General features: G+C 33.2%; 29 protein-coding genes and 1 pseudogene. 22 read left to right on the top strand and 8 right to left on the bottom strand.

The features are described 5' to 3' along the window. The first annotated feature begins 214 nt into the window (after positions 1-214). From RT412_RS14550 to RT412_RS14515, 8 genes and pseudogenes are all read left to right on the top strand, one after another. Positions 215-1,042 (top strand): energy-coupling factor transporter ATPase, encoded by an 828-nt coding sequence (locus RT412_RS14550; protein ID WP_313370496.1) that lies wholly within the window; start codon positions 215-217, stop codon positions 1,040-1,042. Next, entirely contained in the window at positions 1,033-1,893 is an 861-nt protein-coding gene (locus tag RT412_RS14545; protein ID WP_313342668.1) for an energy-coupling factor transporter ATPase, read from the top strand. The genes RT412_RS14550 and RT412_RS14545 overlap by 10 nt, the downstream gene beginning before the upstream one ends. After that, positions 1,886-2,683, top strand: a complete 798-nt coding sequence (locus RT412_RS14540) for an energy-coupling factor transporter transmembrane component T (RefSeq protein ID WP_313342665.1) — start codon at positions 1,886-1,888, stop codon at positions 2,681-2,683. Before RT412_RS14545 ends, RT412_RS14540 begins: the two co-directional genes overlap by 8 nt. Beyond that, positions 2,677-3,423 (top strand): tRNA pseudouridine(38-40) synthase TruA, encoded by a 747-nt coding sequence (truA, locus tag RT412_RS14535; RefSeq protein WP_313342663.1) that lies wholly within the window; start codon positions 2,677-2,679, stop codon positions 3,421-3,423. The genes RT412_RS14540 and truA overlap by 7 nt, the downstream gene beginning before the upstream one ends. Before the next feature lie 167 nt (positions 3,424-3,590). Then, entirely contained in the window at positions 3,591-4,019 is a 429-nt protein-coding gene (gene rplM / locus RT412_RS14530; protein WP_313342937.1) for a 50S ribosomal protein L13, read from the top strand. Between the two features lie 18 nt (positions 4,020-4,037). Continuing rightward, on the top strand, positions 4,038-4,427 hold the full coding sequence (rpsI, locus tag RT412_RS14525; RefSeq protein WP_313342661.1) for a 30S ribosomal protein S9: 390 nt from the start codon (positions 4,038-4,040) through the stop codon (positions 4,425-4,427). 193 nt (positions 4,428-4,620) lie between these two features. After that, a pseudogene (locus RT412_RS14520) lies at positions 4,621-4,880 on the top strand (type II toxin-antitoxin system Phd/YefM family antitoxin). Between the two features lie 150 nt (positions 4,881-5,030). Beyond that, positions 5,031-5,537: a QueT transporter family protein gene (locus RT412_RS14515; RefSeq protein ID WP_313342659.1), complete on the top strand. Its 507-nt coding sequence runs from the start codon at positions 5,031-5,033 to the stop codon at positions 5,535-5,537. 43 nt (positions 5,538-5,580) lie between these two features. On the opposite strand, the gene RT412_RS14510 is transcribed toward RT412_RS14515, so the two are convergent. The 5 genes from RT412_RS14510 to upp all read right to left on the bottom strand — a co-directional run bounded on the left by RT412_RS14510 (position 5,581) and on the right by upp (position 9,338). Further along, positions 5,581-5,847 (bottom strand): type II toxin-antitoxin system RelE/ParE family toxin, encoded by a 267-nt coding sequence (locus RT412_RS14510; RefSeq protein ID WP_313342657.1) that lies wholly within the window; start codon positions 5,845-5,847, stop codon positions 5,581-5,583. After that, complete coding sequence (locus tag RT412_RS14505; RefSeq protein ID WP_313342654.1) at positions 5,847-6,107, bottom strand: AbrB/MazE/SpoVT family DNA-binding domain-containing protein; 261 nt, start codon at positions 6,105-6,107, stop codon at positions 5,847-5,849. Before RT412_RS14505 ends, RT412_RS14510 begins: the two co-directional genes overlap by 1 nt. 177 nt (positions 6,108-6,284) lie before the next feature. Then, positions 6,285-7,241 (bottom strand): YegS/Rv2252/BmrU family lipid kinase, encoded by a 957-nt coding sequence (locus RT412_RS14500; RefSeq protein ID WP_313342652.1) that lies wholly within the window; start codon positions 7,239-7,241, stop codon positions 6,285-6,287. A gap of 11 nt (positions 7,242-7,252) precedes the next feature. After that, entirely contained in the window at positions 7,253-8,614 is a 1,362-nt protein-coding gene (locus RT412_RS14495) for an MATE family efflux transporter (RefSeq protein ID WP_313342649.1), read from the bottom strand. A gap of 94 nt (positions 8,615-8,708) precedes the next feature. Next, a complete protein-coding gene (upp, locus tag RT412_RS14490) occupies positions 8,709-9,338 on the bottom strand; it encodes a uracil phosphoribosyltransferase (RefSeq protein WP_313342646.1) in 630 nt (209 codons plus the stop codon). Between the two features lie 105 nt (positions 9,339-9,443). On the opposite strand from upp, the gene acpS reads away from it, so the two are divergent. The 4 genes from acpS to RT412_RS14470 all read left to right on the top strand — a co-directional run bounded on the left by acpS (position 9,444) and on the right by RT412_RS14470 (position 11,143). Continuing rightward, a complete protein-coding gene (acpS, locus tag RT412_RS14485) occupies positions 9,444-9,809 on the top strand; it encodes a holo-ACP synthase (RefSeq protein WP_313342643.1) in 366 nt (121 codons plus the stop codon). 90 nt (positions 9,810-9,899) lie between these two features. Continuing rightward, positions 9,900-10,409 carry a hypothetical protein gene (locus tag RT412_RS14480; RefSeq protein ID WP_313342640.1) on the top strand — a complete coding sequence of 170 codons (510 nt, stop codon included), beginning with the start codon at positions 9,900-9,902 and terminating at the stop codon, positions 10,407-10,409. 106 nt (positions 10,410-10,515) lie between these two features. Continuing rightward, entirely contained in the window at positions 10,516-10,791 is a 276-nt protein-coding gene (locus tag RT412_RS14475) for a ribbon-helix-helix protein, CopG family (protein ID WP_312815740.1), read from the top strand. A 1-nt stretch (position 10,792) separates the two neighbouring features. Further along, positions 10,793-11,143: a type II toxin-antitoxin system PemK/MazF family toxin gene (locus tag RT412_RS14470; protein WP_313342637.1), complete on the top strand. Its 351-nt coding sequence runs from the start codon at positions 10,793-10,795 to the stop codon at positions 11,141-11,143. A 179-nt stretch (positions 11,144-11,322) separates the two neighbouring features. On the opposite strand, the gene RT412_RS14465 is transcribed toward RT412_RS14470, so the two are convergent. After that, complete coding sequence (locus RT412_RS14465; RefSeq protein WP_313342635.1) at positions 11,323-11,778, bottom strand: GNAT family N-acetyltransferase; 456 nt, start codon at positions 11,776-11,778, stop codon at positions 11,323-11,325. A gap of 246 nt (positions 11,779-12,024) precedes the next feature. Between RT412_RS14465 and RT412_RS14460 the strand changes: the two genes are divergently transcribed. Beyond that, positions 12,025-13,269 carry a serpin family protein gene (locus RT412_RS14460; protein WP_313342632.1) on the top strand — a complete coding sequence of 415 codons (1,245 nt, stop codon included), beginning with the start codon at positions 12,025-12,027 and terminating at the stop codon, positions 13,267-13,269. A 49-nt stretch (positions 13,270-13,318) separates the two neighbouring features. Here the strand turns inward: RT412_RS14460 and RT412_RS14455 are convergent, their stop codons facing one another. Continuing rightward, entirely contained in the window at positions 13,319-14,626 is a 1,308-nt protein-coding gene (locus RT412_RS14455; RefSeq protein ID WP_313342630.1) for a folylpolyglutamate synthase/dihydrofolate synthase family protein, read from the bottom strand. A 161-nt stretch (positions 14,627-14,787) separates the two neighbouring features. Here RT412_RS14455 and RT412_RS14450 point away from each other — a divergent pair, with 161 nt between their 5' ends. The 8 genes from RT412_RS14450 to yhbY all read left to right on the top strand — a co-directional run bounded on the left by RT412_RS14450 (position 14,788) and on the right by yhbY (position 21,592). Next, a complete protein-coding gene (locus tag RT412_RS14450) occupies positions 14,788-16,647 on the top strand; it encodes a TIGR03960 family B12-binding radical SAM protein (RefSeq protein WP_313342627.1) in 1,860 nt (619 codons plus the stop codon). Then, positions 16,631-17,305: a TIGR03936 family radical SAM-associated protein gene (locus tag RT412_RS14445; protein WP_313342625.1), complete on the top strand. Its 675-nt coding sequence runs from the start codon at positions 16,631-16,633 to the stop codon at positions 17,303-17,305. The genes RT412_RS14450 and RT412_RS14445 overlap by 17 nt, the downstream gene beginning before the upstream one ends. Before the next feature lie 12 nt (positions 17,306-17,317). Next, the gene (locus tag RT412_RS14440; RefSeq protein ID WP_313342623.1) at positions 17,318-18,814 is read left to right on the top strand and encodes an Rne/Rng family ribonuclease; all 1,497 of its coding nucleotides are present in this window, start codon (positions 17,318-17,320) and stop codon (positions 18,812-18,814) included. Between the two features lie 110 nt (positions 18,815-18,924). Next, on the top strand, positions 18,925-19,236 hold the full coding sequence (rplU, locus tag RT412_RS14435) for a 50S ribosomal protein L21 (RefSeq protein ID WP_313342620.1): 312 nt from the start codon (positions 18,925-18,927) through the stop codon (positions 19,234-19,236). Positions 19,237-19,238: 2 nt separating this feature from the next. Then, the gene (locus RT412_RS14430) at positions 19,239-19,568 is read left to right on the top strand and encodes a ribosomal-processing cysteine protease Prp (protein WP_313342617.1); all 330 of its coding nucleotides are present in this window, start codon (positions 19,239-19,241) and stop codon (positions 19,566-19,568) included. Between the two features lie 2 nt (positions 19,569-19,570). Continuing rightward, positions 19,571-19,864 carry a 50S ribosomal protein L27 gene (rpmA, locus tag RT412_RS14425; RefSeq protein ID WP_179237872.1) on the top strand — a complete coding sequence of 98 codons (294 nt, stop codon included), beginning with the start codon at positions 19,571-19,573 and terminating at the stop codon, positions 19,862-19,864. A gap of 59 nt (positions 19,865-19,923) precedes the next feature. After that, positions 19,924-21,198, top strand: a complete 1,275-nt coding sequence (gene obgE / locus RT412_RS14420; RefSeq protein ID WP_313342614.1) for a GTPase ObgE — start codon at positions 19,924-19,926, stop codon at positions 21,196-21,198. Positions 21,199-21,304: 106 nt separating this feature from the next. Next, positions 21,305-21,592, top strand: coding sequence for a ribosome assembly RNA-binding protein YhbY (gene yhbY / locus RT412_RS14415; RefSeq protein WP_313342612.1), 288 nt, complete (start codon positions 21,305-21,307; stop codon positions 21,590-21,592). A gap of 10 nt (positions 21,593-21,602) precedes the next feature. Here the strand turns inward: yhbY and uppS are convergent, their stop codons facing one another. After that, entirely contained in the window at positions 21,603-22,244 is a 642-nt protein-coding gene (gene uppS / locus RT412_RS14410) for a polyprenyl diphosphate synthase (RefSeq protein ID WP_313342610.1), read from the bottom strand. Between the two features lie 192 nt (positions 22,245-22,436). Between uppS and RT412_RS14405 the strand changes: the two genes are divergently transcribed. Continuing rightward, positions 22,437-23,201 (top strand): HAD family hydrolase, encoded by a 765-nt coding sequence (locus RT412_RS14405; protein ID WP_313342608.1) that lies wholly within the window; start codon positions 22,437-22,439, stop codon positions 23,199-23,201. Positions 23,202-23,273: the final 72 nt, after the last annotated feature.

Below are 23,273 nucleotides of genomic sequence, written 5' to 3'. Positions count from 1 at the left end.
TATAAAGTATTGGGTTAAATTGACAGTTAGGTGGTACTGTCAATTTTTATGTTGTAAATTTATTGGAATAATGTTATTATTTATTGCAGTAATACTAATTCGCATTAAATTAGTTCCCTTGAAGTGAATTAGTAAGTACTGTTTTCTTATGTTACGGACAAATATTTGTCCGCATTAAAAAAAACAGTATGAAAATAAATATACGGGTGCTTATATGATTGAAAATATAATTAAAATTGAAAATGTTAAATATAAATATGATAAAGAAAGCAATGTTTATGCATTGGATGGGGTTAATCTTGAAATAAGACAGGGTGAATTTACTGCGATTATAGGTCATAACGGTTCCGGAAAATCTACGCTTGCCAAGCTGATGAACTCTATTTTATTACCTACAGAAGGAAAAATTTATGTAAAAGGTATGGATACCTCTGATGATTCAAAGTTATGGGATATCAGGCAGGCAGCGGGAATGGTATTTCAGAATCCGGATAATCAGCTTGTTGCAACTATTGTGGAAGAGGATATCGCATTCGGACCGGAAAATCAGGGTGTAGAACCTTCTGAAATCAGGAGGAGAGTAGATGATGCCTTAAATACGGTTGGTATGTATGAATATAGGAAAAGACCCCCGCATATGCTTTCAGGCGGTCAAAAACAAAGAATAGCAATTGCAGGCATACTTGCTTTAAATTCAGATTGCATTGTGTTGGATGAACCGACTGCAATGCTCGATCCTTCAGGCAGAAGAGAAGTAATGGATACTCTGAAAAAATTAAATAAAAACGGAAAAACAATTTTGTTAATTACTCATTATATGGATGAAGCAGTACAAGCGGACAGAGTTGTAATAATAGATAAAGGCAACATAAAATTAGACGGCACTCCAAAAGAAGTGTTTAGAAATATTGACGAAATTAAGAAATTTGGATTGGATGTTCCTCAGGTTACTGAGCTTGCTCAGGAGCTTGTAAAGGAAGGTATTAATATTCCTCCGGATATAATAGACGTAAAGGAATTGGTGGATTTGTTATGTCAATAAAAGCAGAAAATATAAAGTATGTTTATAGTGAAGGTACTCCCTTTAGAACAGTGGCTTTAGATGATATCAGCATAGAGGTTAAAGAGGGTGACTTTCTCGGTATAATAGGACATACAGGATCGGGTAAATCTACTCTTATTCAGCTTTTTAACGGATTAGAAAAGCCTACAGAGGGGAAAATAATAGTTGACGGGATAACTGTAGGAGAGGATAAAAAGCTTCTCAGTAAGGTGCGTCAAACCGTCGGGCTTGTTTTTCAATATCCTGAGTATCAATTGTTTGAAGAAACTGTTGCTAAGGATGTTGCTTTTGGTCCGATGAACTTAAAATTACCGCAGGATGAAATAGATAAAAGAGTAAAGGAATCTTTGGAGTTAGTCGGTTTTAACTATAATAAAATAAAAGATGCTTCACCTTTTGATTTGTCGGGAGGTCAAAAACGAAGGGTTGCAATTGCAGGTGTATTGGCAATGAAACCAAGCTATTTAGTATTGGATGAGCCAACGGCCGGATTAGATCCCGCAGGCAGAAATGACTTGTTTGAAAAAATAAAAATTCTTCATGAAAAAGCCAATGTAACTGTTATTTTAGTTTCTCACAGCATGGAGGATATAGCTAAGTTAGTAAACAGAGTAATAGTTTTATATAAAGGCAAAATCCATATGGAAGGAATACCTAAGGAAATCTATTCTCAGGCTGAAGAGTTAAGAAAAATCGGTCTTGGTGTGCCTCAGGTTGCAGAAATAGTCAATGAACTTAGAAAAAAGGGCTTTAATATCAAGTCAGATATACTCACTGTTGAAGAGGCAAAGGAAGAAATTTTGAAAGAAGTGAGGAAGAGAAATGTTTAAAAATTTAACTATAGGACAGCATTACCCGGTGGAATCGCCTGTTCATGAGCTTGATCCGAGGGTTAAGATAATAATGACATTTGTTTTTATAATATCCTTATTTCTGATTGAAAGCTTTGTAACTTATTTAGTAGTCGGTTTGTTTTTAGCTTTAGCAATAAAGGTGTCTAAGGTTCCGCTGAAATTTGTTATAAAAGGCTTAAGGCCGATTTTAATGATAATAATAATAACCTTTATTATTAACCTATTAATGACGCCCGGTAAAATAATTTTTCAGGTTGGTTTTATAAAAATAACTGAAGAAGGAATAAGACAGGCCGGCTTTATGGCTATACGTCTTACTCTTCTGATTATGGGAACGTCATTGTTAACTTTGACTACATCCCCGATTATATTGACGGATGGTATAGAAAGCTTGCTGAATCCGCTTAAACGATTCGGTCTGCCGGCACACGAGCTTGCCATGATGATGACAATAGCTCTTCGTTTCATACCAACATTAATGGAAGAAACAGAGAAAATAATGAAGGCACAAAAATCGAGAGGTGCTGATTTTGAGAGCGGAAATATTATGAGCAGGGCCAAAAACTTAGTTCCGCTGCTTGTTCCGCTTTTCATAAGTGCTTTCAGACGTGCGGATGAGCTTGCTATGGCTATGGAAGCAAGATGCTACAGAGGCGGAGAAAACAGAACACGTATGAGACAACTAAAAATATCAAAAGGTGATTTTGTTGCATCAGGGATTTTTATAGTATATTTTGCAGCAATAATTATGATTAAGATATGGTAAGAAATATAAAGCTAAAAATAAGCTACGACGGGACACAATATCATGGGTGGCAGACCCAGTTAAACAGAGCTACAGTACAAGAAACCATTGAACATGCAATATGTATCATAATGAAGCAAAAGGTTAATTTAATCGGTTCAGGAAGGACTGACAGCGGAGTTCATGCATTAGGACAGGTTGCAAATTTTACTGCGGACACTAATATTCCCGAAGAGAAAATAAGAATTGCGTTAAATTCGGTTTTACCTAACGATATAAGAATAGTTGATTCAATGGATGTTCCTATAGAATTTAATTCAAGATTTGATGCTCATGATAAAACATACATGTATCAAATATATAATGATAGAGTTTGGGATCCTTTTTACAGCAGATATTCATGCTTTGTTCCTGTCAGGTTAGAATTTGATAAAATGAAGGTCGCTATAGAGTATTTAGTAGGAACACATGACTTTAAAGGCTTTATGGCTGCCGGGTCGGATGTTAAAACAAGTATCAGGACTGTTTATGAAACAAAACTGATTAAAGAAAATCAATTAATCAGATTTTACATAAACGGGAACGGATTTTTGTACAATATGGTTAGAATTATAGCAGGAACTTTAATAGATATAGGAAAAGGCACTAAAAGTATAAATTGTATAGAAGAGGCAATAATTAATAAGGACAGAACACTTTTAGGGCAGACAGCACATGCTCAGGGATTATTTTTAATGAACGTGAATTACAATGACAGATGAAAAGCAGATAATTTGAACAAAAAAGTATTGACTTATCATTTGCTTTAGTATAAAATATCATAGGTATGATAAGATTAGAGAAAAACCGTTCCAATGCCCCGGAGTTAGGTTTTTTCGATATATTATAATTTTAATAGTATAATAGCAGAAATACAGGAGGAAACATGATGAAAAGCTTCTTGGCTAAACCTAATGAAGTTGAAAGGGCATGGTATGTGATCGATGCCGAAGGAAAAACTTTAGGTAGACTTGCAACAGAAGTTGCTAAGATATTAAGAGGTAAACATAAAGCAACATATACACCACACGTTGATACAGGAGACTTTGTTATAATAGTTAATGCTGAAAAAGTTGTATTGACAGGTAAAAAATTAGATCAAAAATTATACAGACACCACTCACTTCATCCGGGTGGATTGAAAGAGATTCCTTATAGAAACTTATTCCAAGCTAAACCGACACAACCTGTTTATCTTGCAGTAAAGGGAATGCTTCCTAAAAATTCACTTGGAAGAAAAATGTTAAAGAAACTTAAAGTATACGCAGGTCCAGAGCATAACCATCAAGCTCAAAAACCACAAGTGTACGAGTTTTAGTGAGAGGAGGACGATTAAATGGATGTACAATACAGAGGCACAGGCAGAAGAAAAAAAGCAATAGCAAGAGTAAGAATGGTACCGGGAACAGGTAAAATCCTTATAAATAAAAGAGAATTAGATGATTATATTAAATATGAAACTTTAAGAGTTTTAGTAAGAGAACCGTTAATGATTACTGATACTATGGGTCAATACGATGTATTAGTAAATGTAAAGGGTGGCGGATATACAGGTCAGGCAGGAGCAATCAGACACGGTATTTCAAGAGCACTTTTACAGGTTGATGAAGAATTAAGACCAATTCTTAAAAAAGCCGGATTCTTGACAAGAGATTCAAGAATGAAGGAAAGAAAGAAATATGGTTTGAAAAAAGCAAGAAGAGCTTCACAGTTCAGCAAGAGATAAGCAGACAACCCAAATTTTATATTTGGTGTTGGTCGCTTATACTGTAAGTATAATTTGGAGATATTTCCAATTAGAAGAGCTACAGAGATGTGGCTCTTTTGTTTTAATTTTTGCAGTGTAAACGACTGACTTTAAAAAATATATTGATTTTACGATAAAATAATGATAAAATATAATGCAATGAGGTGAAAATATGATTCATATCAGACCAGTGTCAGATTTAAGAAATAAGTTTCCGGAAATTGAAGATATGGTTATCAAAGAAGGACAGCCTGTGTACCTTACAAAAAATGGACATGACTCTATGGTTGTATTAAGTATAGAAAAATATGCAGAATTAACAGATGAAATAGAACTTAAGTTGGATGAAGCAGATAAAGAGCAACTTTGACTGATATCAGATATACTCATGATGAAGTTTTTTCAAAAGTGAGGGTAAGAAACTTAAAATAATACTTGAAAAATAAATAATTATATAATATAATTGGTTAGTATTAGTGAATTGCATAACAAATATAACACAGTGTTTTCTTGGCACCCACTTAAAAAATCAAGTTTTTTTGTGGCTCCCTAAGAATTCGTTATTCGAAAGGAGTTTTTTTAATGAGAAAAAATAATATACAATTCATAACACGTACTGCTCTTATAGCAGCCGGTTATGCAGCTCTTACCTATGCATTCGCATGGATGAGCTACGAACAATTACAATTCAGAGTATCGGAAATATTAGTATTGTTTGCATTTATAGAACCTAAATATGGTCCGGGTTTAATATTAGGATGTGCATTGGCAAACCTTGCAAGTCCTTTGGGTGTAATCGACATAGTCGTTGGTTCATTTGCAACATTGCTGGCTATAATGTTTATAGTATCTGTCAGAAAGATTTTAGGCTACAATAAAAAAGCGCTTATAATTGCAAGCTTGGGACCCGTAGTATCAAACGCTTTGCTGGTTGGCTTAGAATTAACCTATTTATTTAATACTCCGTTTTTATTGAATGCTTTTTATGTAGCGGTAGGAGAGTTTGTGGTAGTAACTATCGCAGGTACTGTAGTAGTAAACTCTATCATGAAAAATAACAATTTAATCGAAAGATTATCCATTGATTAAGCAAAACCAGATAAATTATAATTATCTGGTTTTGCCGATATGTTTAAAACTGTTTTAAAATATCATGGTGACCTACGTCTACAAGGATAATCATAGTATTATTTTCATAATACCAAATAATGCGGATATTCATATTTACGCTGCATTCGAACAAATCTTTAGTGCCTTGAATTTTTTTAGTTCTCAAAGAAGGATGTCCGGGATTTATTGCAAGCAATTCCAATTTCTTTTTAAGTTGTTTCTTTTCTTGAACAGTCAGCATACTAAAATGCTTTTGAAACCGCTGTGTAAAGGTGAATTGGTAGGACATTATTTTTCCTCCAATTTTTCAAATAATACATCAACACTATCAAATACAGGAAGCTCGCCGGATGCGATTTTATATTTCGCTATTTCAATTTCTTCTCTAAGTTCGTCCAAATATTTCTTTGGATATACTACAACCGGCATAATGCATATTACACCGTCTTTTTCGTAAATTTCTAATTTGTCGCCTTCAGACAGACCTAATTTATCTACAAGTTCCTTTGGTATTGTAATTTGCGATTTTGCTCTTAATTCAGATATCATATTTTATCATCTCCCTTCTCGTGGTGGGAATTTCCGACTTTCCTACTAACATTATAACCAATTTTTATAAGTTTATCAACCAAAATTTTCATTATTGAAAATCGCACATTTTAGCAGTATAAGACTAAAAACAAGAAGAGCTATTTTTGATTGATTTTCAATCAAAAATAGCTCTTCTTAATTGTTTTCATCCTGAGCGGTTGCAAAGGATTGCCCTGTTTGTACTCGGACGCCTTTTGGAATCCAAAATTTAAGTATGTTTTTTACTACTTCAAGTTCAACCTCATCATGTATAAAGTTTTCTCCGTCTATACATATATTTATAGGTTCTTTACTTTTTATTTTAACGTGTTTGCATTTTTTATATATTATGATATCTTTAAGCTTCTCATTTGTAAGATGTGTACCTTCTTTATAGCTGCTTAATAAGCTCAGGATTTTAAATCGGGAAATATTGCTTACGAAGCACAAATCCATGATACCATCATTAATTTCAGCCAAGGGAGCACATTTGTAGCCACCTCCGTATGAATGACCGTTGGCAACAACTCCAAGCAGAAATGATCCTTTTAAAACTTCATTATTATCAATTATTACATCTAATTTTTTTCCTAATTTTTTAGATAAGTTATAAATAACAGACATAATATAGCATCCTGAGCCGGTTATGAACGGAATCTTTTTAAATTTATGCATACTGAAAGCTGCATCAGCATCAAAGCCGATATTACAGACAGAAACTGCATATTTATCTTTAGCTCTGATTAAATCTAAATTTATCACTTCTCCATTAACTTGCGAATCTATATTGTAAAAATAATCATGATTATCAAAGTTCTTAACAAAATCGTTACCTGAGCCGCAGGGTATAACCCCGATATAAGTATTCTCGAATCCTATACATGCATTTACAACTTCATGAAGGGTTCCGTCACCGCCGCAGCCGTAAAAAACACTCTGTACATTATCTTCACATTTATTTGTTATAAAGTTTTTTATATCACCTTTAGATTTACTGATATATACTTCATAGTCGATTTTTTTTGTCTTTAACTCATGATGTATTGATTTTTCTATATTCTCTTGTAATTTACCTTTACCGGCTGCTGGATTGATAATAAATATGTGTTTCATAAGCCTCCCTTTTAATTCATAATTAAATTATTAAGCCATTTTTTACTTCTATATCTGTTTATTACAACAATTGCTTTTATTAATTCCTCGCTGAATACTATTGCTATTACATAATGTATAGGTAATTTGAACAACAGCACTGATATAAATGAAAGCGGAACACCGATGAACCATATTGAGATAATATCTACAATCATGCAGAATTTCGTATCTCCGCCTGCTCTTAGGATACCGCATATAAACAGATAAGTAAACATCTTAGGTGTAAAATATAACGAATATACAACTAAAGTCTTGTTTAGAAATTCGCTTGTAATAGGTTCTAAATTAAAGTATTTAATTATGAATCCTCTTGATACAAATAACAGAGAAGCAAATATAACACTTAAAAACAAAGTAATTTTAACAAATTTTTGACTGTAATCAAAAGCATTATCCAAATTATTTTTACCTAATTCATTACCTATCATAACTGCACTTGCATTACCTAAGCCGAAAAATATGGTTTGAAAAAAGTCAGATATATTAAATGCAATCTGTACTACAGCTATAGCATATGAACCCATGAAGCCATAAGCTATAAAATAAACTGAAGTTCCAACAGACCATGCTGTTTCGGATAATATTACAGGGAAAGATGTATTCAGTACTTTTTTTAGCATTGACTTGTCCCACGAAATAAAATCCTTAATTGTACCTGCCAGAGGATGATTTTTATCTTTATATATTAAAAAAATTAGTGCTGTGAATTCAAAAATTCTTGCTATGAAGGTTGCAATTGCAGCACCATTTACACCATACGCGTTAAATCCTAAGTTTCCGGTTATTAAAACCCAGTTGAAAAAAGTGTTGATGCATAGTGCTATGGCATTTATAGTTACCGGCATTTTTAATCTATGGATAGCTCTTGAGTTAAAGCTGTAGGCAAAAGATATCGCTGTAAAAAAGTATGAAAATGCTACTATTTTTAAATATCGTCCGCCAAGTTCTATAACAACAGGGTCATCAATAAATATCCTCATTATCTGTTCTCTAAAGAAGAAAACCACAATTGAAAATAAAATAGACAGTATAGAGCCGATTATTATATCTATGCCAAATACTTTTCTTATATTTTCAGTATCTCTCACACCCCAGTATTGCGCTATAAATATTGAAGCTCCGCTGTATATTCCAAAACAAATAGTAGTAAAAATAAAATAAATTCTGTTCCCAAGACCTACAGCAGATATTGCATTTTCGCCTAATTTGCTTACCATGATAGTATCAATCATATTAAGACCTATACTAAGAATGTTTTGAATAACCACAGGTATTGCTATTACTAAAAGTGTTGATAAAAATACATTGTTTTTCTTTGTTAAATTGTCCATAATTACCTCAAACAAAAGGAACGTGAATTACTCACGTCCTTAATATATATTTACTTTATCATGATAGACTTCTGTGACAAATCCTTTACTGCGCTCACTTTGTTCCGAATAATCTATCTCCTGCATCTCCTAATCCAGGTACTATGTAACCGATTTCATTAAATTTTTCATCGATTGCTGCAGTATAGATTTCTACATCAGGATGAGCTTCAGTTACTTTTTTAAGTCCTTCAGGAGCACATACCAAATGTATTGATTTAATTTTTTTAGCACCGCATTTTTTAAGTAATGTTAATGCTCCAATCATTGAGCCGCCGGTAGAAAGCATCGGTTCTGTAATTATCACTATTCTGTTTCCTATATCACTTGGAAGCTTGCAGTAGTATTCCACCGGCTGCAATGTTTCTTCATTTCTGTATAAGCCGATATGACCTATTTTAGCATTTGGTATTAAATCAAGCATGCCGTCTACCATTCCGAGACCTGCTCTTAATACGGGTACTATTGCAATATCTTCTCCTGATAATGATTTGCCTGTTGTTTTGGCTATAGGTGTTTCGATTTCAATATCTTTAACCGGTAGGTTTCTTGTAACTTCATATGCCATAAGCATGGCGATTTCTCTGACTAACTCTCTAAAATCCTTAGAGGATGTATTCTTGTCTCTTAGCATCGTTAATTTGTGTTGAATCAGTGGGTGAGAGACTACTGTAATGTTACTCATATATACTCCTTTGTTTAAATAAGAATTGTATTACTTTTGTTCATATAATATAATTATTATATAATGAAAGCTCTTTGTCAATTTATTTTTTCTGAAGGAGAACATATGATAAAAGGTGTAGGAATTGATATAACTGAGGTTGAAAGGATTAAGAATAATTTGCAGAATGATAGATTCATTAAAAAAATCTATTCAGCAAATGAAGTTGATTATTTAAATAAAAGGAAGTTTAATTATCAAACGGCAGCAGGAATGTTTGCGGCAAAGGAAGCGGTATCTAAAAGCTTAGGGACCGGATTTTCAAACTTTGGTCCATGCGACATAGAAATATTAAAGGATGAATCAGATAAGCCATACGTAAATTTATTGAATAATGCACTGAATTTAGCCAATAATTTGGGTATAACCAACATTCAGGTGTCAATTTCTCATACTGCTGATTTGGCTGTTGCTTTTTGTGTAACGGAATAAAGAAAATAATGTGTAGTTCCCTTTTTAAGCATATTTATTTATATCACGTCATAATCTATTATATATGGTTATGGGAGCAGGTTTGATGTTATGAAGTTAAAAATAGTATGCTTGATTTTATTTGTGATAACTGTTTGCGGGTGTTCTAAAGTCAGCGATAACCCCTTTATGATTCCTGCTAATTATACAGGAGAAGCTGTAATGAAGGTGTATACTGAAAACAGCGAAAACGCTTATAAGGTTAGTATTATTTGCAGGGATTCAAATTACAGTATTAAAATTGATTCAGGAAAGGAATCTTGGAATTCAGCTTTTCTATCAAGCAACAGATGTGTTTTGAACAATGATAAATTTCCTGAAAGCAGTGTAGTAATTGAAAATTTCAATATAACTGATTCATTGATTTATGATTTTGACTTAAAGAAATTCGACAACCACCTTGATGTTCTGCCAGAAGAATTGGTTTATTTTGACGGTACTTATAAGCATGTCTTAACTTTTAATAAAGAAAACCTGCTTCCAGATTCAATTTTTATTTATAAAAATGATAATTTAGTTAAAACTATTTTATATGAAAAAATAAATATGGAAGAACTATAATTTTCTCAGTTAATACAAAACTTACCATACTACTATTATAATTATTGTGGTAAAATTACATAAGCTATATTTAATGAACTGAGTTTGAGTAATCGAGGTGTGTGATTTGGCTGATAATAAAAAAATATTAATTTCGATCCCTGAAAATTTATTGAGGGAATTAGATAATGCAGTTAAAGAAGAGGGAACTAACAGAAGTGATTTCATAAGAAAATCCATAAGATATTATTTAATTGAGAAAAGAAAGTTAGAAATCCGAAATAAGATGAAAGCCGGATATTTGGAAATGAGCAATATCAATAAAAGCATTACAGAAGAATACTCAGAAGGGGATTATGAAGATTTTTTAAGTTACGAAACAAAATTATTGGGAAGTGAATAGTTTGATAGTAAAACGGGGAGATGTTTACTATGCCGACTTAAGCCCGGTGATTGGATCAGAACAGGGAGGCGTAAGACCGGTATTAGTAGTACAAAACGACATTGGTAACAGATATAGCCCTACAGTTATAGTATCTGCGATTACATCTCAGATTAACAAGGCAAAATTACCTACTCATATAGAAATAAGTTCTGAGGAATTCAGCTTACCTAAGGATTCAGTTGTATTGCTGGAACAAATCCGTACTATTGATAAAAAGCGATTGAAAGAAAAAATAGGAAGGTTTGATACGAACTTGATGGGTGAGGTTAATGATTGCTTAAAAATAAGTTTAGGGCTCATTGATTTTTAAAATTTACATATAAAAAGGATTTGTGCAAAAGCACAAATCCTTTTGTATGTAATGGACGGGTTGATGAATTGTCCAATTTAGGCATGAATGTACCATTTATACCCGGTAGTGCCAATTTTTCAAAAATGAATGAATCCGATAAAAAAGATTTGTTTATAAGCTTAGGTTAAGCATAAAACCTATATTAAGGTGAATTTCATAATCATTTCTTCATCGTCCCGTTCACCTGTATCTTTAAAACCTAATTTTTCATAGATATGGCAAGCCGTAATGTTATCTATATTGCATGTAAGTACAATAACATTTGATTCCCCAAATGGTTTTGATTTTATATAATCTATACATAGTACAACAGCTGCAGTACCATATCCATTACCTTGATATTTTTCATCAATCATCATATGCCAAATATTATATGTTTCTTCATCATAATCATAAATAACCATAACATATCCTACAATAATGTCTTTCTTATAAATGGCGAAGGGTGTACATTGATTATAATACACATATGCCTGAGCTAAGCTACGGATGGGGTGAGATACATATTTTTCTTGGCCGCTTCCAAGTTTTAAATTAAAGCACTCGATAAAATTGTTTTCGTCAACTTTTTTTAAAGATAGTTCGTTTTTCATTAAATTCCTCCATTTATTTAGGGGGAATCATTTAAATTTTATCCCCCTATTGTCAATATAATTTTTAAACATGTTATACGCCATAATGATCAACTCCCAACTTATTTATTTACTTACATTATATATTACAATTAAATCTATGTTAATTCAAGGGGTTACAAAAAAATATGTCATGAGTACGAGTTTTTAGTAAATAAAGGAACATTTTAAGTCAATAAGCGTCTAAGTAACAAAGGAGGTATTTCTATGCGATGTAAATTAAATATGATTCTATGCTCGTTACTTATTATAATGATTATTCTTACAGGATGCTCATCTTCTGATGATTTAATGAAAGGTATAAACTCAAATAATGAAAAAGGGATATCCCAACCAATGGATAGCAAGTTGAATCAAGCTGTTTTGGATTTCACCTGGAAGGTGTTTAAAGAGAGCATCGACAATGAAGGCAATATGATGATTTCACCGCCATCTGTTTATTTTGCTTTGGCTATGACTGCAAACGGAGCAGACGGAGAAACAAAGGAAGAAATGCTGAAGGCATTAAGTGCTGAGAATATTACATTGGATGATTTGAATAAAGGTCTTTACGAATGGATGAATGCAATAAACAGGGATGAAATTGTTAAACTTTCTATAACAAATTCAATTTGGTACAGAGACGATTTTAAGGCAAATAAGGATTTTTTACATATTAATGCCGATTACTATTCGGCTGCGATCCGAAAGCTTGATTTCAGACAGAAGTCGGCAGTTGATACCATAAATAAATGGGTTAAGGACGCAACAAATGATAAAATTGATAAAATAGTCGAAGAAATAGACGATGACGTAGTTATGTTTTTAATTAATGCAATTTACTTTAACGGAGACTGGAAATATCAGTTTTTACCTCACAACACTCGTGAAGGAGATTTCAATAGCCCGGACAAAATTGTGAAAACAGAATATATGAGTCGGAGAGGGAATATGGATTATTTGCAATTCAATAGTGTAACGGGAGTAATACTGCCATATCTTGATGAACAATTCGCCTTTATCGGATTACTGCCTGAGGAAGGTGATACTCCGCGAGATTTGATTAATAATTTATCAACTTTCGATTTGATAAATTTGATGAAAAATAAAGAAGAAAAAGAAATTGAGCTTTTGCTTCCGAAGTTTGAAAGCAGTTATGAAGACAGCTTAAAGAATGAACTGTCCAATTTAGGTATGAATGTACCATTTATACCCGGTAACGCCGATTTTTCAAAAATGAATGAATCTAATACCAAAGATTTGTTTATAAGCGAGGTTAAGCATAAAACCTATATTAAGGTGGATGAAAAGGGTACGGAAGCAGCTGCGGTTACATCTGTTGTTATGCCGCAATCAATGCCTTTAGAGATTCCACAATTAACATTTGACAGACCTTTTGTATACGGAATCGTTGATGTTACAACAGGAATACCGCTTTTCATAGGTATTATGGAAGACCCGACAATTAAGTAATATTAAGGAACGGTAGTTCATAAAAACATCCGTTCCTTTTCCATAGCGCTTAATTAAACAAATATTCTTTTTTAAGAAGTATTCTTACTTCTCCAATCATATACAATGAACCTACAAAGGCGATGTATTCGCTTTCATCGGCATCTTTGACTATTTTTAAAATATCCTCGTAATTATCTAAGGATGTTACGTTTATATTATAATTGTTTTTAATTAATTCAGCTAAATCTGATGCTTTCATTGCTCTTGCATTGTTAGGTGTCAATGTATATATTTCCTTGCAAAGAGGAACTAAATAGTTAAGTACATCCTTAGGGTTCTTATCCTTTAGCATACCAAAAAACATAATAATTTTATTATCCCTGAAATATTCCTTTACTGCCTTTGAAAAATATTCAATGCCGTTTATGTTGTGACCGCCGTCAATAACTATGACGGGATTTTCGTGTAATATTTCAAATCTGCCCGCAAATTTTAGGTTTTCAAAGCCGGTGAGTATGCTTTCCTCAGTGATATTATAACCTGACAGCTTTATAACTTCAAGAGTTCTGAGTGCCGTCAGGGCATTGTAAAGCTGGTGCTCTCCTAAGAAAGATATTTTAACGACCGGCAAATCAAATATATCATTTTTTAAGTATTTAAACCATTGACCCGTTAAGTTTCCATTTATTTTTTCTATATTATTTTTATCGGTTAAATAGTAATTAGAATTTCTCGTCTTTGCTATATCAACTATTGTATTAACCACATTATCATCCTGAGGATAAATCACGACATTGGAATTCTCTTTTATGATACCTGCCTTTTCAAAGGCGATTTTTTCTAATGTATCTCCAAGGTATTCCATATGGTCGTAGCTGATTGATGTAATTATCGAAACCAGTGTGCTTGAAACAACATTGGTAGCATCGAACCTGCCGCCCAAGCCAACCTCCAATACTAAGAAATCTATTTTCTTCTCCTGAAAGTATTTAAATCCTATGGCGGTAACAACCTCAAATTCGGTAGGATGATTGTATCCTTCTTCCACCATTATATCTATTTTTTCCTTTACCAGACCGGTTATTCTTGCTAATGAATCCTTGTCAATCTGTGCTTTGTTTATTTGAATTCTTTCTGTAAATTCTTCTAAATAAGGGCTTATAAACAATCCTGTCTTGTAACCGGCAGCCATTAATACATCGTGTATCATATTACTTATTGAGCCCTTTCCGTTCGTTCCGGCAATATGTATAATTTTATATGAATCCTGTGGGTTTCCTAACAGCTCCGTTAATTTTGTAATATTGGTTAGACCCAATTTTGAGCCGAATTTATATGTAGAGTGAATAAAGTCAATTGCTTCCTGATAGTTCATGATACCTCCTGCAGTTTTATTTATACACTCTATTATATAATTTAATTATAAGTTGTCAATTTAAAATGATTGTGTTAAAATATCTTAGAATTTCAGAATTATAAGAGAGTGGCAGAGTAATAGGAGAACTTTAGGAAAAGATAGTATAAAAAGGAGCAACAATGATAGATATAAAGAAATTAGACAGGGAACTATTAAGCGTTGAAAAACCGGCAAGATATGTCGGCAGTGAGCTTAACTCTGTTGTTAAGAATAATAATGATGTTAATATAAGATTTGCATTTGCATTCCCTGATGTGTATGAAGTTGGTATGTCGCATACAGGTCTTCATATTTTGTATCATTTACTAAACAGTAAAGATAACATATGGTGCGAAAGAGTATTTGCTCCTTGGACAGATATGGAAGAGGTAATGCGAAAAAATTACATACCTTTGTACGGCTTAGAAAGCAAGGATGAGTTAAAGGAATTTGATTTCGTCGGCTTTACGCTTCAATATGAAATGAGCTATACAAATGTATTGAATATGTTAAATTTAGCTGATATTCCTCTAAAATCAAAGGACAGAACGGATGACATGCCAATCGTCATAGCGGGAGGTCCCTGTGCATATAATCCGGAGCCGCTTTATGAAGTTGTTGATTTATTTACAATAGGAGAATCTGAAGAGCTGATACTTGAGCTGATGGATCTTTACGAAAAAGAGAAGGTCAGCGGTTTTAATAAACTTTCATTTTTAGAAAAGGCGGCACGCATAGAGGGTGTATACGTACCTCAGTTTTATGAAGAAATGTACAACGATGACGGTACTATAAAGGGAAGAAAAATATTAAACAGTAATGCTAAAGAGGTAATTACAAAACGAATTATCAAGGACTTAGATAAAAGCTTTTATCCTGAAAAAAGTATTTTACCATATATTGATGTTGTTCATGACAGAGTTGTTTTAGAAGTATTCAGAGGATGCACGAGAGGGTGCCGTTTCTGCCAGGCAGGAATGGTATACAGACCGGTCAGAGAGAAAAGCACAAATACTCTCGTTAATCAGGTTGAAAGCTTGATTAATTCCACCGGACACGATGAGATATCTCTTACTTCTCTAAGCACCGGTGATTATTCATGTCTGCCGGATTTAACATTACAATTATTAGATAAATATGAAAATAAAAATATAAGCATTTCATTGCCTTCGCTTCGCCTTGATTCAATGACTTTTGATATAATAGAAAGATTGCAGGAAGTCAGAAAATCGGGACTTACATTTGCTCCTGAAGCAGGAACTCAACGCATGAGGGATGTTATAAACAAAAACCTCACCGAAGAACAAATATTGGGACCTGTGGAAACAGCATTTAATTTAGGTTGGTCGACTGTTAAATTGTACTTCATGATTGGTCTTCCGGGAGAAACAATGGAAGATGTAATGGGTATCAAGGAGCTAAGCTACAAGGTAAAAGATAAATTCTTCCAAAGACCGAAGGATGAAATCAAAGGCAACTTGAAAATTAACGTAAGTGCATCCTGCTTCGTTCCAAAACCATTCACGCCGTTCCAATGGGTTAAACAGGACAGTATGGATGAATTTTATGACAAGGCAAAATCTTTACAAAAAGAAATAAAAGATAAAAAGGTGTCATTCAGCTACCATGAACCAAAGCTAAGCTATTTGGAAGCTGTTTTTGCACGAGGAGACAGACGGCTTTCAAATGCATTGATAAAAGCATGGGAAAAGGGATGTCGATTTGACGGATGGTACGATGTTTTTGACTTCAGTAAATGGATGGAAGCTTTCCAAGAAACAAATACAGACCCTGACTTTTTTGCTAAAAGAGAAAGAGAATTAACGGAAGTTCTTCCTTGGGACTTTATTGATACGGGAATTACTAAGAAATTTTTAATCAGTGAATACAACAAATCAATTGAGAGCTTGACTACAAGTGACTGCAGGCAGCAATGCTATAACTGCGGTGTTAACCATAAATTAATAGGAGGTGCCTGCCCTCATGTCATTAATAGTTAAATACACTAAGACAGGAAATTTAAAATATATCTCTCATTTAGATGTTCTGAGGTTTATTCAAAGAGCAGTTAAAAGAGCAGGAATTGATGCAAAGTATTCAGAAGGGTTTAATCCCCATATGAGAACATCTTTCGGGTTCCCATTATCGCTCGGTATTGAAAGCATCGGTGAATATTTTGAAATAGAGTTAAATGAAGAAATTACGCCAGATGATTTTGTAAATAGAATGAATGATGTTATGCCTAAAGAAATGCAGATATTAAAAGCGGCATGTTCAGACGATAGCCGTTCATTAATGGCAAGAAGCTCATATACAGAATATTTATTTAATATTGAATTTGTTACTCTTGATTTTAATAAACTTAATGACTTAATGAAAGAAATTATTGAAACGGGTGTTGTTTTCAGCAAGCAGAAAAAAAACAAGAAAAATAAAAATATTACAAGAGAAATCAATACAAAAGATTTTATAACATACCTTAATGCATATTTAAAAGGTGACAAGACAGTTATAGAAGCAACATTTTTAACAACCGAAACCGGCAGCATGAAGGCAGATGATTTAATTAAAATTATATTAGATAAGGGCTTTAATATAGATTATTATACTATTTTAAAGGTAGATACGTTAGACGAGAACAAAAAATCATTGTTATAACGGAGCAATAGAATGAAGCAGGTTTTAATCAACAGTTCAATATTCTTTGATCAAGTCGCGATCTTGGAGGATGGCAGGCTTATTGATTATATCTATGAAGAAAAAAATAATAAACAAGTTATAGGCAACATTTATAAGGGAAGGGTTATGAACATTCTTCCCGGTATGAACGCGGCTTTTATTGATATCGGGCTTGAAAAAAATGCGTATTTATTTTTAGACGACCTGCTTTCGGATAAATTCTTAAAAGAAAAAAATATTAAAAAGAGAGATGTTGATAATATAAGTAAAGTTCTAAAAAAAGGTGATGAACTCCTTTTACAAATAGTCAGGGAGCCAATGGGTGAGAAAAATATTTCTGTTACTACGGATATATCCCTTACAGGAAAGTATATTGCCTTTATTCCTAACAGCATAGAAGTAAATCTTTCAAAGAAAATCAAAGATATAGATGAAAGAAATCGTCTTGAACAAATGGGAAAGGAAATCATGACAGACGGAAATGGTATGATTGTGAGGACTTTTTCAAAGGGTTGTTCAAAGGAAAATGTAGAGCAAGAATACAATATGCTTACAACTGTTTTTAAAAAATTAGAACAACAATACAACTATTCATATGCACCCAAGCTGTTATACGAAAACAATTCTCTTATTGAAAAGCTGTTTTATAATTATATTGATAATTCCGTAAAAGAAATATATGTTGAAGATAAGGAAATAAAAGAAAAAATTGCAGAACTTTTGACCGGATATGCTGAGTTAAGTGATATCAAAATTATAGATGGAGACAATTCCTTTGAAAAATACAATGTGGAAAAACAAATAAGCATGCTTTTTAAAAGGAAGGTAGATCTTGATAACGGTGGCTCAATTATTATTGATGTTACAGAGGCATTGACGGTAATAGACGTTAACAGCGGCAGCTTCGTTGGAAGTGAAAGCATTGAGGATACGGCATTAGCTATTAATCTATATGCCTTGGACGAAATAAAAAGGCAGATTAATTTAAGAAATATCAGCGGAATAATCATAATTGATTTTATAGATGTTAAAAACAAGGATAATATTAATTTTATAGTCAATAAAGCAAAGGTGATATTTAAAGAGGATAAAATTAAAACCAATGTCATCGGTATGACAAAGCTTAATTTAATGGAATTAACAAGGAAAAAGGATAGAGAAAATTTCTTTAATTTAATTACGGAAGATTGCAATCATTGCAATGGAGGGGGCAGGACAGGTTCAAAGGTGTATATATTTTTAAAGCTTGAAAGTATAATAAAAAGAGTTAAGAAGCATACTACCTCAGAAGCAATAGTATTAAAAACCGGTTCCATGCTTTATTATAAAATACTTAATGAATATATGGATATAATAAATAAATTAGAGCAAAAATACAATGTTAAAATATATTTAATGAAAGATAATAATGTACTTACAGATGAAATAATTGTTGACAGGACAGGTAAATTAAATTATATTAGTATGTATGTGAAACAGCAAAAATAGTTGACAAATGTATTATAATTTGTTAAAATCTATATTTGCAAGAGCCGCGCGGATCAGGTTAAAACTGTAAAGTACCTGCAATGGCGAGACTGGGAAGAGGAGGTAATTTTATGTACGCAATCATTGAAACTGGTGGAAAACAATATAGAGTGCAAGAAGGCGATGTTATAAGAGTTGAAAAACTTAACATAGCTGATGGTGAACAAGTAAAATTCGATAAAGTTTTACTTGTTGCTGAAGAAGGAAAATTAAATGTTGGAAAACCATATGTTGACGGAGCAGTAGTTGAAGGTTTGGTTGAAAACCAAGGAAAAGCTAAAAAGATAATAATTTTCAAATATAAATCTAAGAAAGACTACAGAAAGAAACAAGGTCATCGTCAACCATATACTCAAATTAAAATCGAGAAAATAGTTGGATAATTATGATTACAGTTTCCGTATATAAAACCAAGGAAGAAATAAGCGGTTTTATAGTTGAAGGACATTCAGGATACGCCGAAGAAGGAATGGACATAGTATGTGCATCAGTTTCCATTTTATCATATACAGTTCTTAACTCAATTAACTTAGTTGCAGGCATTGAACCGGAAGATATAAGTTATGAGGTTGATGAGAACATTGGTCTGATGAGTGTCAGAACATTAAAGAATAATGATAAAACTGATGTAATATATAGAAGTTTCGTAGTAGGTATAGAATTATTACTGGAAGATTACAGTCAATATATTACACTTAAATTTGAGGAGGTGTAAACATGTTTTTAAAATTAAACTTACAGTTATTCGCACATAAAAAAGGTGTTGGTAGCTCTAAAAACGGCCGTGACAGCAATTCTAAAAGGTTGGGAGTTAAAAGAGCCGACGGCCAATTTGTATTGGCAGGAAACATTCTTGTCAGACAAAGAGGAACTAAGCTTCACCCGGGATTAAATGTTGGTATCGGAAGTGATGATACATTATTTGCAAAAGTTGACGGAAAAGTTAAGTTCGAAAGAAAAGACAAGCAAAGAAAGCAAGTAAGTGTATATCCTTGTGAATTAGAAGCATAATGCAAAAAAACACCTACCTTAACGGTAGGTGTTTTGTATAATAGAAAAGGTAGGAGAATATGTTTGTAGACATAGCGAAAATCAGTGTAAAGGCCGGCAAAGGTGGAAACGGAAGCGTTGCTTTCAGACGTGAAAAATATGAGCCCATGGGCGGACCTGCCGGCGGAGACGGCGGAGACGGGGGCAGCATAATATTAGCAGCAGATGAGGGCTTAAGGACATTGATGGATTTTAGATATAAAAGACATTATCAGGCAGAAAACGGAGAAGACGGCAGAGGAAAAAAACAGTACGGTTCTGACGGAAAGGACCTTGTGTTAAAGGTGCCCACCGGAACCCTGGTTAAAGATGAAGAAACAAATATCATATTAGCGGATTTAAAGACTCACGGACAAAAGTTTGTAGTTGCACGAGGAGGCAGAGGCGGAAAAGGAAATACGAAATTTAAAAATTCCATAAGACGTACTCCTCGTTTTGCGGAACCGGGAACAAAGGGAGAAGTTAGAGAAATAATTCTTGAGTTAAAGCTTCTTGCAGATGTCGGATTGGTCGGATTTCCTAATGTAGGTAAATCAACGATACTTGCTTCAATAACAAGTGCCAAGCCCAAAATAGCAAACTACCACTTTACAACCTTAAAGCCCAATTTGGGAGTAGTAAGTATAGGTGAAGGACACAGCTATGTTCTTGCCGATATACCGGGTCTTATTGAAGGTGCATCTGAAGGAGCCGGTTTAGGTCTTGAGTTTTTAAGGCACGTAGAAAGAACTAAGCTGTTGCTTCATGTAATTGATGCGTCAGGACAAGAGGACAGAGATCCCATTGAAGATTTTTATAAAATAAATGAAGAGCTAAAGCAATACAGTGATAAACTGACAGATAAATCGCAGATAATAGTACTTAATAAAATAGATTTACCGGAAGTTAAGGAAAACTTGGAAAGAATCAAAAAAGAGCTTTCTGAGAAATATGAAATAATAGAGGTTTCGGCAGCAACAAGCGAAGGACTTGATTTGTTAAAGAAACGCGCATATGAAAGATTAACTCAAATCGAAGAAGAAATTGAATTTATCGATGAGCTGGAAATTGAAAGCTTCTATGACAGAAGGGAAAGAGATACAATCGTTGTAACTAAGGAAGATGATTATTATCTTGCAGAGGGTGACTTTCTTGAAAGGTTGGTTAATTCAACTAACTTTGACGATTTTGAATCCTTCAGCAACTTCCAGAAGGTTTTAATTGATAAGGGTGTCATAGATAAATTAAGAGAGCTTGGAGCTACAGAAGGCGATTTAATAAGTGTCTGCGGAGTAGAATTTGACTTTGTGGATTAAATAGGAAAGGGGACACACCAATAGAGGTATGGGGACACACCTTCAATGAATGGATAGTCTTTGACGGTGAGCATTAAAGGAATGTCCCCAATTTAAGGAGAAAAAAATGCTAACAGGAAAACAAAGAAGCTATTTGAAATCAATGGCTAACGGTATTGATTCAATAATGCAGATCGGCAAGGGCGGCGTAACAGAAAATGTTATAAAGCAAATCGATGATGCATTGACAGCCAGAGAATTGATTAAAATAAGCGTATTAAATAACAGTATGCTTGAAGCTAAGGAAACTGCAGAGAAAGTAGCAGAAGCAGTCAGAGCAGAATACGTACAAAGTATAGGCAATAAATTCGTTTTGTACAGACAATCAAAAGAAAAAATAATAGAATTACCATAGTGAGGGGGGATTATCCCCCCAATGTTACATCCTGAGTATCGTACCACTTCATTGCCTTATGAAATTGTTCATGTGTGAAGTCGGGCCACATATCATCAATTGTATAAATATCTGAATAAACAGATTGGACCGGTAAGAATCCCGATAATCTTTTTCTTCCGCCCCATCTTAAAATCAGGTCGATTCTCGAAATATCCTTAGAATGAAGACAATCCATAATTGTTTTGCGATTAGAGGAATTTACGTTAATATTTGATATATCCCAATCCCAGCCGTAATTCACCAGAAAATTAACCTTTATTCCACCGTTTCCTATATTTGTTCTTGTGGTATATTTTAATAATTCCTTTGGAAATATAGATGATTTAGTATTACCAAGAACAAGGAGTGATACATTTTCCTTTGCAATTATATTGACCGCATCCACGCATGCCTTTACAAAGGATTCGATTTGAACTTTAGGCCTTTTGCAGTTATCGGTGGTAAAGCCGTAATATGTAATTTCTTCAATTTTATATTCTTGTGCTAATTTTAAAGCCGAAAGCCCCGGATTAAGTCCATAATAATAACCATCCTGTTTATTTAATCCATTATCCTGTGCCCACCTTCTGTTCCCGTCAGGTATAAGCCCTATATGTCTTGGTATTCGCATATAAACACAACCTTTCTCTATAATATTGGTATTATTTACAATAACATTACAATTATTCTTATTTAAATTAATCACAATTTAAGGATAATTAAATATAATTAAATTATAATATTGTATAATTACTGATTTTTACAAAACGATTATTATATTTTTACAAATTAACATTACTATTTTCTTAAAGGAGGTGAAAAGATGATAAAAGGAATATTGTTTGACAAGGATGGAACTTTGATAGATTTCTCATTATGGATAGATGCAGCAGCTAATACAATTAAAAAATTAATGAAAGAATATTGTTTGGAAGATGATAATATTTTTAATGAGCTTAAAAAATCTATCGGCATAAAAGAAAATGGAGCTGAACCATTTGGAGCATTAGCAAACAGATCACATGAGGATGTAGCAGCAGAGCTTCATTTTGTATTGAGTAAATACAGAAATATAGAATTAGAGCCATTCCAAAAGCATGTGGTAGAGCTTATCAGAGGAGAGGTTTTAAGAGATGAAGTTAAAATTAAGCCGTTAACTGATATCAGGGCTCTATATGAATATTTAAATTCTAAAGGAATTAAAATGGGTCTTGCAACAGCAGATTCATATCAGTCGGCAATGCATATGATTGATAAATTAAACCTACATGATTGTTTTGATTTTATCGGATCTAATGACGGAGTTATGAAATTAAAACCTCACAAGGATGAATGTGAGAGATTCTGCAGTATGTATGGATTAAATCCTGAAGAAGTTGCAATAGTCGGAGATTCATATTACGATATGATGTTTGCAAAAAATTCAGGAGCCATAGGTGTTGGTGTTTTATCGGGAGTAAGCTGCAAAATTAACTTAAAGGATATCGGTGATGTAATAATACCTTCTGCAAATTCGTTATTTGATGATGAAGTGCTGTATTCTTTGGATGAAGAAAGCTATGAAACAAGAGAATTATGGACAGCTTAATCTTATGAATTGCTTTTTGTAATTCATAAGATATTTTTTTCTCAAATTTAGTCATAATTTAGTATAAACAGG

The sequence above is a fragment of the Sedimentibacter sp. genome, assembly GCF_032080165.1.
GTDB lineage: Bacteria > Bacillota > Clostridia > Tissierellales > Sedimentibacteraceae > Sedimentibacter.
Note: the sequence above shows the minus strand (reverse complement) of the source record. Positions and strands in the feature narration are given on the sequence as shown.